General features: G+C 59.9%; 9 protein-coding genes and 2 tRNA genes. 6 read left to right on the top strand and 5 right to left on the bottom strand.

The features are described 5' to 3' along the window. Positions 1 to 41: 41 nt before the first annotated feature. Positions 42 to 671, bottom strand: a complete 630-nt coding sequence (locus tag DBAC_RS17075; RefSeq protein ID WP_015775572.1) for an MBL fold metallo-hydrolase — start codon at positions 669 to 671, stop codon at positions 42 to 44. A 124-nt stretch (positions 672 to 795) separates the two neighbouring features. On the opposite strand from DBAC_RS17075, the gene DBAC_RS17070 reads away from it, so the two are divergent. The 6 genes from DBAC_RS17070 to DBAC_RS17040 all read left to right on the top strand — a co-directional run bounded on the left by DBAC_RS17070 (position 796) and on the right by DBAC_RS17040 (position 6,857). Then, on the top strand, positions 796 to 3,246 hold the full coding sequence (locus tag DBAC_RS17070; protein ID WP_015775571.1) for a diguanylate cyclase domain-containing protein: 2,451 nt from the start codon (positions 796 to 798) through the stop codon (positions 3,244 to 3,246). 41 nt (positions 3,247 to 3,287) lie between these two features. Continuing rightward, positions 3,288 to 3,363 (top strand) — tRNA-Asn (locus DBAC_RS17065). A 243-nt stretch (positions 3,364 to 3,606) separates the two neighbouring features. Beyond that, positions 3,607 to 4,686, top strand: a complete 1,080-nt coding sequence (locus DBAC_RS17055; protein ID WP_015775570.1) for a TOBE domain-containing protein — start codon at positions 3,607 to 3,609, stop codon at positions 4,684 to 4,686. Positions 4,687 to 4,764: 78 nt separating this feature from the next. Next, positions 4,765 to 6,030, top strand: coding sequence for a radical SAM protein (locus tag DBAC_RS17050; RefSeq protein WP_167320956.1), 1,266 nt, complete (start codon positions 4,765 to 4,767; stop codon positions 6,028 to 6,030). A gap of 40 nt (positions 6,031 to 6,070) precedes the next feature. Next, entirely contained in the window at positions 6,071 to 6,697 is a 627-nt protein-coding gene (locus DBAC_RS17045; RefSeq protein ID WP_015775568.1) for a hypothetical protein, read from the top strand. Positions 6,698 to 6,781: 84 nt separating this feature from the next. Continuing rightward, a tRNA-Asn gene (locus tag DBAC_RS17040) sits at positions 6,782 to 6,857 on the top strand. Between the two features lie 221 nt (positions 6,858 to 7,078). On the opposite strand, the gene trxB is transcribed toward DBAC_RS17040, so the two are convergent. From trxB to DBAC_RS17020, 4 genes are read right to left on the bottom strand one after another with little or no spacing between them, the layout of a single operon-like run. Beyond that, the gene (gene trxB / locus DBAC_RS17035; protein ID WP_218915584.1) at positions 7,079 to 8,014 is read right to left on the bottom strand and encodes a thioredoxin-disulfide reductase; all 936 of its coding nucleotides are present in this window, start codon (positions 8,012 to 8,014) and stop codon (positions 7,079 to 7,081) included. Positions 8,015 to 8,053: 39 nt separating this feature from the next. Next, on the bottom strand, positions 8,054 to 10,474 hold the full coding sequence (locus DBAC_RS17030) for a Lon protease family protein (RefSeq protein WP_015775566.1): 2,421 nt from the start codon (positions 10,472 to 10,474) through the stop codon (positions 8,054 to 8,056). Next, complete coding sequence (locus tag DBAC_RS17025) at positions 10,467 to 10,919, bottom strand: Hsp20/alpha crystallin family protein (protein ID WP_015775565.1); 453 nt, start codon at positions 10,917 to 10,919, stop codon at positions 10,467 to 10,469. The genes DBAC_RS17030 and DBAC_RS17025 overlap by 8 nt, the downstream gene beginning before the upstream one ends. A 27-nt stretch (positions 10,920 to 10,946) precedes the next feature. Next, positions 10,947 to 11,834, bottom strand: coding sequence for a hypothetical protein (locus tag DBAC_RS17020; protein WP_143890978.1), 888 nt, complete (start codon positions 11,832 to 11,834; stop codon positions 10,947 to 10,949). Positions 11,835 to 12,116: the final 282 nt, after the last annotated feature.

Raw genomic sequence — 12,116 nt, 5'->3', positions numbered from 1 at the left:
GTCCCGGAAATCATGTTCACCTTCGGGGATCATGGCCACTCCTAACGGATGAATTCCGTAAAAAACGGATTGTTGAGCTTTTCCTGGCCGACCGTGGTTTCGGGTCCGTGACCGGGATACACCACCGTCTCTTCGGGCAGGGTAAAAATAGCGCTGCGGACGGAGCGGATCAGTTCGCGTTCCGAGCTTCCGGGAAAATCGGTGCGCCCCACGGAGCGGTAGAAAAGCAGATCGCCGACGAAAACCGCGCCCAGCTCCTGGAAATAAAATGACAAACTGCCCGGACTATGACCGGGGGTGGCCAGCACGCGGCAGGTCGTGCCGAGCAAGGGCAACTCTCCTTCCTCCAGCGGCGAATACGAAAAGGGCGGCGTGCGCGGAAAGCCCATCATTCCACCGCCTCCGAGTTCATTTTCAAGCAGAAAACCATCCTTGGCACTGGCCATGACGGTCAATCCCGTGGCCGCGACCAGGTCCGCATTGCCCTGGATGTGATCGAAATGCAGGTGCGTGTTCAGGATCGCGGTCAGGTTCAACTTTTCGGAGGCAAGAAAAGACAGGATTTCCTGCGCCTCCCCGCCCGGGTCGATGACCACGGCCTCACGGTCCGAGTGCACGACGTAGCAATTTGTATCCAGCGGTCCAAGCGGCATGACGGTAACTTTCAGCATCAATTCCTCCCAGGGAAACATTTATGTTCAAGATGTAGCCAGCTTCGGGCCAAAACACAATTCTGCTTTCTGGACAAGGATTCCGCCATGAGGCAATGGCCTTAAAAAACACCCGGGGTCAATTATGAACACGGCCACTTCCATCGAGACCGGCACGCTGCGAAGACAAGACATCATCGAATACGAGCCCCTGCTCAAAACCGCCCTTAGGGCCATCATTCCCTTTTCCTCCTACAGCCTCATGTTTCCGGCCAAAACACCTGAAAACATGGAAGCGGAGCCGCAGCATCCCTTCGGACGCGCGACCCTGGAAAATGATCGACTCTCGCTGCCGCTGACGTATTCGGACCGGCTGCTCGCGATCTTTGAAGCCAGAGGAGTGGACCCTGAGGAAACGGCCCGGGCCCTGCCCTTTCTGCCGCAGATGGCCTCGCTGTGTCTGGAGCAGATCACGATTCGCAAATCGGCCATCACCGATCCGCTGACCGGCCTCTTCAACCGCCACTGCATGCATCAGGGCCTGATCCGGGAAATTTCCGGCATCGTCGGCTCCATCATGCCTGGTCCCGAAGCCATGGCCGACGACTCCCTGCAGGGGCACAGCGCCTGCTTCGGCCTCATCATTCTGGATCTGGACCGCTTCCGCCAGATCAACGAAAATTTCGGACACAATTTCGGGGACAAAATCCTGGTTCTGGCAGCGGAACGGCTGCGCGCCGTCTGCCCCAAGCAGACCCTGGTCTGCCGTCTGGACGGAGATTCCTTCGGCGTGCTCTGGCCGCAGGCCTCCCGCGCCAAGATGAGCGAACTGGCCCTCAGCCTCGGCGCCGAACTGGCCAAGGTCACGGCGCGCTTCACGCCCCTGCGCGAAGACGTCGGCGTCTCGGCCAGTATCGGCCACGTCAACTATCCGCAGGATCTTCAAGGGGCGCAATTTCAAAAGGCGCCCGAGGAGCAGGCCTGGCTGATTCTGGAAAAAGCGGAAAAAGCCCTGAACACCGCCAAGGCCGGCGGCCGCTCCCAGATCTATTCCTTCCGACAGATCCTGACCCAGGGCGGGATGGTGCTTGAAGTAATGCCCATGAATCGCCTGATCATCAACCTCGGCCGGAGCATGGATGCCCACGAAGGGCAACGCTTTCTGATCTGGTCCCGCAAGTTCAACGGCAGCGAAACCATTGTCGGGAGACAGGGTGATGCGATTTTTGGCCACTACCCGCCCATGTACAAGGCCGAGGTCTCGCTGGTCGAAGTGCAGGAGGAAATGTCCATCGCCGAAGTGCTGGTGCAAAGCGATCCGAACTGGACCGTGGAGAAAGGCGACAAGCTGACCCTGCTCGACGACCACACAGGGCGCATGGAGCAGCGCGAAGTTCAGCCCGGCGACCGCACCCCGCAAAAAGACCCCCTCACCGGGCTCTATCCCTACCGGGACTTTTTACAAGCCTGGCAAGCGGCCCGCATCCAGGCAAAAAATTTCTGCATGGTGCTCATGCGCCTTGAAACGCCCCATGCCGACCGCACGCCCATGGACAAGATGAAAGAAGAGCAGTTCTTTCAGACCCTCGCCAGCCGGGTCGAAGCCCTGTTCGGAGCGGAGGCCCTTGGCGGACGGTTCAGCGTGAACTGCATCATCTACCACGTACCGGGCCTGGATCAGGAAGAATGCCTGCGCATCGTGCGCGAACTGCTTGAGGACGACCGCTTCGCCGAACTGGAAAAATCCGTAGGCATCGCGGCCTACCCCTTCCTGGACTACACGCGCTCCGACATCCTGGAAAATGCGCGCAAGGCCCTGGATCACGCCGACTTCCTGCACGATGAGCGAATTGCCTGCTTCGATTCCGTATCCCTGAACATCAGCGCCGACCGCCTTTTTGCCCAAGGCGAAATCTATGATGCCATCGCCGAATACAAGAAAGCCCTGACCGTCGACGAAGGCAACCTGCTGGCCCGCAACTCCCTGGGAGTCTGCTATGCGCGGCTGAACAAGTACGCCAAGGCCAGGACCATCTTTCAAGACCTGACCGGCCTCCATCCGGAACACATCATGCCGCTCTACAACTTCGGTTGCGCCTGCCTCAAAGACGGGGACCCCGTGGCCGCCCGGCAGGCCTTCGAGCAGGTGCTCTCCATCCGGCCCGATCATGTCTATGCGCTGATCCGCCTGGGCCTCATGGCAGAGGAGGAGGGCGACTTCGAGCGGGCCTGGAACCTCTACGAACAGGTCCGGGCCATGTCCGACGGGGAGCATCTCGCCGCCACACACAATCTGGCCTACCGCTACCTGGCCAGACTGGCTTTTCGCCGCGACGACCGGGATACGGCCCGGGAATATCTGCACCAAGCCATCACGGCCAACCCCCAGGACGCCCACTCCTTCCATCTTCTGGCCACGATCTACCTGGAGCGCGGTGACGATCCGGAAATCGCCGAATCTCTGGCCCGGCAGAGCGTGCACTTGAAAACCGACTCCCCCGCCTTCTGGGAAGTCCTGATCACGGCCCTGGAGCAACAAGGCAAGATTGAAGAGGCAAACCAGACAAAAATTCGCGCCGCAGCGCAAACTGGTTGACAGAGCGGCCCTCTTTGCCTAAAGAGGCTCCTCACGCGCATTCCCCGGTAGCTCAGCTGGCAGAGCAGGTGGCTGTTAACCACCGTGTCGGCAGTTCAAATCTGTCCCGGGGAGCCAGACTTTTCCAGGGCCCTTCACACGAAGGGCCTTTTTTTGTGCCGCATCCCCCCCGACCAGATGAGAAGCCGCGCCTTTTCCTCAAAAACACCTGGATCCCCGCGTACGCGGGGATGACGCATCAGCAATGCCGATGAGATAGCCTCATGCAGTGCCGCGCAGGCGATAAGCCACCCTATTTCCCCAATTTTTCCCCAAATAGACGCTTGCCTTGAAGCCTCCCCTCGGTCCATGATGGAAATCATGAAAGCCTCGCACAATCCAGCCCTGCGCCCCCCCTCATCCGGTCAGGCCGACCATGGACGCATCGTGGGCGAGGCTTCGAGTTGCCTTGATTCCCTGCAACTCGAACATCTGGAACGGGAATTTCGGTCCTGGGCCGAAGGCTCCAAACGCGCCGACGTGACCCTGTCCCGCAAGCGCATCCTGCTCATCTTTCTGCTCATCAGGCACACCGGGGCCAAACTGCACGAAGTGCTTGAGCTGGACCCCTTCACGGACATCGACCACGACCGCCTGCTTGTCACCTTCGGCAGATCCATGCCGCAGCAGACCAGATCCGTACCCTTGGCAGCCGCTCTGGCAGTGGAAATCAGGCACCTTTTCGCAGAAGAGGCCTTCCGCCAGGCCGTGGGGCAAACCTTGGGCGTTGACCCGGCCTTTGTACGACGCAAATTCTACGAGCGGGCCCAGGCCTGCGGTTTTCCCAAAAACCTGGGCAGCCCCGAGATGATCCGTAAATCAAGGGGGGTGGAGCTGATGCAGTCCAACATGCCCCTGCCTGCGGTACAGTTGTACCTTGGTCACTCCACGCCCAACCTGACCTCTGCCTACGTGTCTTTCTCGGAAGAGGAGATCCGCACCATCACCTCCTCCTTCCTGCAGCGGGAGAGCCATCGCAAGACCAGCGCCCGCAACTCCTTTTTCGGCAAGATCACGGACATCCGCCCCGCCGACATCCAGGCCGCGGTGGAACTCACCACCCTCGACGGCCACGTCATCTCCTCGGTCATCACCCTGGACAGCCTGAGCCGTCTCGGGCTCAAGGTCGGACGACTGGCCACGGTGGAGGTCAAGGCGCCCTGGGTGAGCCTGTACAAGACCGAAGCAGATCCCCTCTGCTCGGCGGAAAACCGCCTGCCCGGAGTCATCACCCGCATCACGCGCGGCCGGGTCAATACCGAATACGTGCTGCGCATCGGCTCGGACACGGAGCTGTGCGTCATCACCACGACACAGAGCCTGCGACGTCTTGAGCTGCAGGAAAAGGATACCGTCTGGGCTGTTTTCGGCAGTTACGCCACCATTCTACGGGTCGACTGACTTTTCCAGGGTCGTATCGTCTTAACAGGAGACACCAATTCCATGCACGATGAACAGACGAGAGACCATTTTATCAAAATGAACGCTCGCGAATACGGACCCATCTTCAATTATATCAATTGGATTACAGAGGAACGCGCCCGGCTCGCAACCCAGGAGAGGGCCCGGCTTCTGCAAACTCCGGGCGTCAGCGTGTCGTGTCTTGGCACCAAGATCCATCACGGCCCGCTGTCGCCGGGATGCCGGCAGTGTTCGGGGTTGGCCTGGTCCTGCCTTTTCATCAGCGGGCGCTGCAATGGCCGCTGTTTCTACTGCCCCGCGCCCCAGAACATGGATGACCCGCCCATGTCCGGAAGCGTGCCGTTTCACCACGCCCAAGACTACGCCGACTACGTCCGCTTTTTCGGATTCGGCGGGGCGAGCGTCAGTGGCGGCGAACCGTTTCTGGACTTCGACAAGAGCCTCGCCTTCGTCCAGGCCCTGCGCCGGACCTGCGACCCGGCGCTGCACATTTGGTTGTACACCAACGGCATTCTGGTCACGGAAGACAAGCTGCAAAAGCTTGCCGCCGCCGGGTTGAACGAAATCCGTTTCGACATCGGCGCCACAGACTATGACCTGAAATTCGCGCGCCAGGCAGCAGGCATCGTGGCCACGGTCACGGTGGAAATTCCGGCCGTGCCGGAGGAAGCCGGACGCCTTGAAACATTGCTGCCCGAACTGACGGCGGCCGGCGTTTCGCACCTGAACCTGCACCAGTTGCGTCTCACTCCGCACAATGCCAGACATTTGCTCGAACATGATTATACATACATTCACGGCCCAAAGGTCACGGTGCTCGAATCTGAGCTTTGCGCCCTGAAACTCGTGGCCCATGCGGCCGCGCACAAGCTGGAGCTGGCCGTCAATTATTGCTCCTTTGTCTACAAATACCGTTTTCAGGCCGCGGCAAGCCGAGGACGGTTTGGAGTGCTTCTGCTTGAAAACGGCGAATTGCTGACCGACAGCGGCCACATTCGCACTGCCGCGACGACTGCGGCCGCCACACGACCGGGCTCAGAGCCGCCGGTCCCGGGCGAGGAAGATTCGCTCGAAACAAACCAAGCGAGCAGCCCGACCTATGCGGCAGCCTTTGTGCGCCCCCTGGCCAACCCGGAGTTTGCGCATCGGGAGATATCTGTCTCGGCGGGATTTACGGTCTTCCTGGAACGGCATCCCGCCCGACCAACGGCAGGCGCCGCCGCTTCGGCCCCCGTCGCCGATCCGGACATAGCGGGCCTTTATCAACCCAGCCTGGAGGAATCCTGCGAATGGATCGCGCCGGGACTTGGGGTGTACTTTTGAAAAAAAAACGTTTGCCCTGATTTTTTTTCTTGGAGGAGCCATGAACACTCTCTTGAACCACAGAACTTTCATATTCACAGCATTGTCGGCCGTGCTGATTTTGCTCTCGGCCTGCGCGCCCACTCCGTTCAGTGACCGCTACCAGCCCGGAGCGGACACGGTTTTCCTCTGGCGGAACGAACCCATCCCCCTGGAACCAGGCTGGAGGTATGTTGACGAGGTGAGTACCCATGTACGCGGAGAACTCCAGGACTCGTTCCTGACTCCGGTGGACGAGATCAGATCCCTCATCTTCGTGCGCGAAGAGCAGGAACATCCCGCGATCCTGATCCTGTCCAGGGTGGTCAAAACCAGCCAGGTTGATATTTTCCGTTACCTGGGCGGAACCAAGACGATCATCGGCGGCTACCCTTACCGCGAAAACGCCTACGGTCTGAGCGCGAATTCGACTGACCCGGAATACGGACAGTATTTTGAAAAAATCCGCGCGTCCGGCCTCGTCCCGGCACCGGAATACAAGGTCCGGATTCTGGACAGACTGCCCGTAGACACGACGCTGATCCGCATCATGGAACTCACCCCTGGAAAATCGCACCTCACCCTGCCCGCGTATGGAAAGCTGTACCCTCAGGAACGGCCGGATTCGATCCGCCATCGAACATTCTAGAGGCGAAAGCGCTGGGAATGACGTGGAAAACGACAGGGTTGACAGTCCGCCAGCCTTTCCCTAAAAGCGCTTTCTGGCTCGTGTTCCCCGGTAGCTCAGCTGGCAGAGCAGGTGGCTGTTAACCACCGTGTCGGCAGTTCAAATCTGTCCCGGGGAGCCACAAATTTCCATGCCCATCAGGCAACAAAAAACCCCTTGGATTATCAAGGGGTTTTTTGTTGCCGAAAAAGGGTTGGCACAGGGGCCTGCCCCTACGTCATGAGGCAGGTATAATCGCGCATTGCCGACCTATATTGTCCTCACGTAGGGGCGGCCCCCCGTGGCCGCCCTCCTTCTGCCTCCAGAGGGTTTGCGCCGCAAAGCGTTTTCTGCGTGCAAAGGCTATTTGCGCGCAGCCTGGGCCTTTCGCGTCTCCACATAATGCGCGGCGGCCAGGGCGGCGACGCAGCCGTCGGCCGCGGCCAGGACAATCTGATTGGCGTACTTCTGACGCACATCGCCCACGGCGAAAATGCCGGGCAGGCTGGTCTCGCACTTCTCGTCGGTGACAACGTAACCGGCAGCGTTCATCTTCACGCCCGCAGGGACAAGGGCATTGTTGGGCAGGAACCCTACAAAGATGAACACGCCGTCGGTCGCGACGTTGTGGGTCTCTTCGGTCTTCACGTTCTTGACGGTCACCCCGGTCACGCCCTGATCATCGGCGGCGATGTCGTCCAGCACGGAATCAAGGACCAGGGTAATGCGCGGCTCGGCAAACACCCGCTGCTGCAGGATTCGACTGCCGCGAAATTCATCGCGGCGGTGCACCAGATAGACCTTGGCGCAAATCTTGGACAGGTAGAGGGCGTCTTCCAGGGCCGTGTCTCCGCCGCCAACGACGACAACGGTCTTGCCGCGAAAGAAAAAACCATCGCAGGTGGCGCAATAGGACACGCCCTTGCCGTATTGCTCCATCTCGCCGGGCACGCCCAGCTTGCGGGCCGAACCACCAGGGGCGAGGATGACGGAGTGGGTGTGCAGACGCTCTCCGCCGGCCAGCACAACCTCGTGAAAGTCCACCCCGGGTTCGACGCTGACCACCTCGTTTTCCCGGATTTCAAGATTGTAGCGCTTGGCGTGGTTCAAGAATTTCTCGCACAGCTCAAAGCCACCGACTTCCTCGATGCCCGGGTAGTTTTCCACATCCTTGGTCAAAGCGATCTGCCCGCCGGGCATGCCCTTTTCGATCAGAACCGTGTGCATGGCCGCGCGCATGGCGTAAATTCCGGCGGAAAGTCCGGCCGGGCCGCCACCAACAATAATCAGATCGTACATTTTATTTTCCAAGGTGTTCTCCTTCATGCTCGGCCCTGATCAGGCCTTTTCCTGTTTTCCGTCTTCCTTGCCAAATTTGATCATACCCTCGGCCAGGTCCTTGAGCCGCTGGTCCACCAGAGCGTAAATGCTGCCTTTGGGGTAGGTGCCGTCCTTTTTTTGCGTGCCGGCCTTTTTGCCGGTCAAAAGCTCGATACCCTCCTCAATGCTGCTCACGGGCCAGATGTTGAAGCGCCCCTCGCGCACAGCCTCGACCACCTCCGTCTTGAGCATGAGGTCCAGGACATTGGCCCTGGGAATGATCACTCCTTGCGTCCCTGTCAGGCCCTTGGCCTTGCAACAGGCGAAAAAACCTTCGATCTTGTGGTTGACTCCACCGATGGCCTGGACCTCGCCGTTCTGATTGACGGACCCGGTCACGGCGATGCCCTGCTTGATGGGTACCCCCGCAAGACTCGAGAGCAAGGCATACATTTCCGTGGATGAGGCGCTGTCGCCATCCACCCCGGAATAGCTCTGCTCGAAAGCGATGGACGCGCTCACGGCCAGGGGCTTGTCCTGAGCGAACATCTTGCGCAGGTACCCGCCGAGGATGAGCACACCCTTGTTGTGGGTGCTGCCCGAAAGCTCGGCCTCCCGCTCTATGTTGATGATCCCGGCCTTGCCCATGGATGTGGCTGCAGTGATGCGGCTGGGTTTCCCGAACATCACGTCGCCCATGTTGTAGACGGCCAGGCCGTTGATCTGCCCGACCTTGGCCCCGTCGGTATCGATCATGATCGAACCGCGGTCAATCATGTCCTGAATCTTTTCCTCGATCAGGCTCGACCGATGAATGCGGGTCTCGATGGCTTGGCTCACGTCGCCATGCAGCACCGTATCGCGCCCTTCCTGTCCGGCGAAATAATCGGCCTCCATGAGCAGGTCGGTCAGCTTCGGAAAGGTCGCGGCCATTTTTTCCTGCCGTCCGCCCATGCGCACGGCCTCTTCCACCAGCGCGGCCACAGCGGAACGATCAAAGGGCCGCAGGCCATGCTCGGCAACCTGGGTGCGCACGAAACGGGCGAAACGGAGCACGGACTCGCCGGTCTTGTCCATGGTGGAGTCGAAGTCCGCGCGGACCTTGAAAATCTTGGACACATCGTCGTCATAATGCTGCAGCATATGGTACAGGTAGGTGTCCGCCAGGACGATGACCTTGATGTCCATCTCGATGGGCTCGGGCTTCATGGAAGAGGTGGTGAACAGGTAGAAGGGATCGTAGGTCTGGATCTCCATCTTGCGGCTTTTGAGCGCCCGCTTGAGAGACTGCCACACACCCGGCTCCATGATGGCGTCAAGCAGATTCAGGACCAGATATCCGCCGTTGGCCCGCACGAAAGACCCGGCCTTGATGCGGGAAAAATCCGTGCGCCAGACCCCGCTGCGGTCCACGATGCGTTCGATGCTGCCGAACAGGTTGCGGTAGGTCGGATACTCCTCGATAATGACCGGCGGGCCCTGCTGCTCGCCGTTGTCCACCAGCACATTGACCGAATACTGCTCGAAGGGGTCGCCCATGGGCAGTTGCGGCGGGTGCTCCTGAGTGAAGAAGATGGCAATGTTGTCGACCATGTCGTCGATCATGTGCTGAAAATACCCGTCCAGCTCGGCACAGGCGAAATCAGCCTTGAGCGGCGCAATGAGATCGCCGGCAAGATTGGAGAACATGAGCTTGTCGGCCTGCCGGTTCTTTTCCTGGATTTCTTTCTGCAGAACCCGGATCTGCAGGAAAATGGAATCGATCTCGGTCTTGATCTCAAGATGCTTGGCTTTGATGCGGTCGAATTCCTCCCTGGGAAAACGCCCCTTTTCAACCATCTGCTCAAGCTTCAATATCGGGGTGGGATCGCCGTCGACGACGGGCATGACCTCCGGCGGCTGCCCCTGGCGGCCCTGAAAGGTGACCAGGGCGAAACCGGCCTCCTTGACCTGCTTTTCCAGATTCATGAAGAAGCTGGCCGTCTTCTTCTCGTAAACCTCGTTGATCTCGTTCTTGCGCGCCAGATATTCCGAACTCTCGAAGAGCTTGGGCACCTCTTTCTTGAGCTCCTCGACCAGCTGCTGCATATTTTTCTTCAGCCTTGCGCCAAGGCCCGGCCCCAGGCGCACCAGGATGGGCGCGTCGGGCTCCTTGAAGTTGTTCAGATAGCAGAGGTCGCCAGGGGTCTTCCCGTCCTGCACGACCTTGGCGAGCACCTTCTTCACCGCATCCATACGCCCGGTACGCGGGGAACCCGTGACCAGAATGTTATAGCCCGGGCGATGGATGCCGATGCCGAACCTGAGCGCGTCAACGCCCCGGTCCTGTCCCAGAATCTCGTCCAGGGGTTCGAGTTCGTCCGTCGTTTCAAAAGGGAGGGTGGAGGTGTCGAGGGTCCACCGTAGCTGGTCGGGCGTCAATCGTAACGATTTACTCATTGCTACCTCGCTCATGTTCTTCCGTACTCACCTGTACGGAGGTGCAGCTCGTGCACCGGGGCAAAACGATGCGCAACACGCCACCCGAATAGGTGGCGCGGACCTGATCCGCCTGCACGGGGGCATTCAGGCGCACCGTGCTTGAAAACCCCTGCCGTGAAATGCTGAGGGCCTGCCCATCCCGGATTTCCTCCACCTTCTCGCCGGCGATGGCCAGGCGGTCGCCGGTCACGGAGACCTTGATGGAACGTGGATCAAGGCCGGGCACATGGGCCGAGACGATAATGGCATCCTTTTCGTTGACCACGCGCACGTCCGGCTCGCAACGCAAGAGCCGCAAATCCAAGGGGCTGCAGAAATCGCGCACAAAGGAATCAAAAAGCTCCTCCATGTCCTGTTTGAGCTTCCCGAGTTCGGCGCGGTGCCACAAATGCAGATCGGACATATCTCCCTCCGCAAAAAAGTGGGCCAATCAGATTCCGGAAAAAAAGGTACTGTACAAAATGTTTCCGGCATCGCCAATGCAATGAATATCACCCCGGGCGGCGCCGTGGTCAAGTCCATCCTCAAGATTTGCGCGCAAGGAAGGCAGCCCCTCAAGACGCTGGGCGTGATCGAAGTCGACGATCAGCAGGCGGACACGCGGGTGGATGACGACGGGATTCGCGGAGGGCCGGTACCGTCTTGAGTGAGGCGTTTCCAGGGCGCAGGCGCGTTCAAGGAAATCGCGAAGCCAGCAGTCCATGGCCTGTTCATTCGCGAGAAGGCGGTTCAGCTCATGCATGCGCCAGACGATCCCGCCTGGCCCATGCAAGCGCAGATCACCGGCCTGATAACGGCGAAGCAGAAAAAAAACAGCCGTTCCGTGCGCAGAAAGGGCGACAAGGTCGACCCGTCCCGAAGGTAGTGCGGCGTCCACGGCCAGAACGCAGGAATGGCGCAGAAAAAGCCGGTCGAGGATGGCCGCCCGCCGGTCTTCATGACGGCAGACCCGTCGCCGCACATGATCATAGGAACACGCGAGGTCGGCAAGATTCCGCACCAGCTTCGGCTGCGGCGCAGCTTCGTCGCCAAGCACGGTCCGCGCTCCGGGATGCGCCAGAAGCAGATGTTCCGGCGCAATGCGGCACTGCAAGCCCGGGCCGCGAAGTTCCACTTCCGCAAAGGCGTTGCCGCGCAGGCGCATCGTCACCGCCGACTCTTCCACGCAAGGGACCGCCTCGGGATCGCTCACGATCCGCGCCCACCAGCTCTCTTTCGCAAGGCGCAGCTCGTTGCAGCGACGGCACAGCTCCCGCCATTCGCCGTCCGAACCGGCCTCCGGGCAACACCCCGAATGAAGTTCCTCCAACCCCTGCATATTCCTATCCCGGTTTTCCATGCTCATCAGTCAATCACTCAAGGCCAGCCCTCTTCTCCCTGTTTTCCATGCACATCCGCCAACCGCTCGAGGGTCGTCGGTTCGCGCCGGACGCGCGGCTTCGACTGTCTGACCGAGCCAGGACTCGTTTGTTTACCCATTGCTGTCCGCCCAAAGCAAAAACCGATGTTCCATGGGGCAATGGATAAACTCTACGAGGCCGGCGAGGGAGTTTCGAAGCCGTGCGTCCGGCGTGAACCGACGACCCGCCCCATCGCCAAC

It is taken from the genome of Desulfomicrobium baculatum DSM 4028, from assembly GCF_000023225.1.
Classification (GTDB): Bacteria; Desulfobacterota; Desulfovibrionia; order Desulfovibrionales; family Desulfomicrobiaceae; genus Desulfomicrobium; species Desulfomicrobium baculatum.
The sequence above is the reverse complement of the archived record's forward strand: the minus strand, read 5'-3'. Positions and strand labels throughout refer to the sequence as shown.

What these genes read in the sequence shown, in the direction of transcription:
- DBAC_RS17075 (WP_015775572.1), bottom strand. Translation starts at nt 671, where the DNA reads ATGCTGAAAGTTACCGTCATGCCGCTTGGACCGCTGGATACAAATTGC.
- DBAC_RS17070 (WP_015775571.1), top strand. Translation starts at nt 796, where the DNA reads ATGAACACGGCCACTTCCATCGAGACCGGCACGCTGCGAAGACAAGAC.
- DBAC_RS17055 (WP_015775570.1), top strand. Translation starts at nt 3,607, where the DNA reads ATGAAAGCCTCGCACAATCCAGCCCTGCGCCCCCCCTCATCCGGTCAG.
- DBAC_RS17050 (WP_167320956.1), top strand. Translation starts at nt 4,765, where the DNA reads ATGAACGCTCGCGAATACGGACCCATCTTCAATTATATCAATTGGATT.
- DBAC_RS17045 (WP_015775568.1), top strand. Translation starts at nt 6,071, where the DNA reads ATGAACACTCTCTTGAACCACAGAACTTTCATATTCACAGCATTGTCG.
- trxB (WP_218915584.1), bottom strand. Translation starts at nt 8,014, where the DNA reads ATGTACGATCTGATTATTGTTGGTGGCGGCCCGGCCGGACTTTCCGCC.
- DBAC_RS17030 (WP_015775566.1), bottom strand. Translation starts at nt 10,474, where the DNA reads ATGAGTAAATCGTTACGATTGACGCCCGACCAGCTACGGTGGACCCTC.
- DBAC_RS17025 (WP_015775565.1), bottom strand. Translation starts at nt 10,919, where the DNA reads ATGTCCGATCTGCATTTGTGGCACCGCGCCGAACTCGGGAAGCTCAAA.
- DBAC_RS17020 (WP_143890978.1), bottom strand. Translation starts at nt 11,834, where the DNA reads ATGCAGGGGTTGGAGGAACTTCATTCGGGGTGTTGCCCGGAGGCCGGT.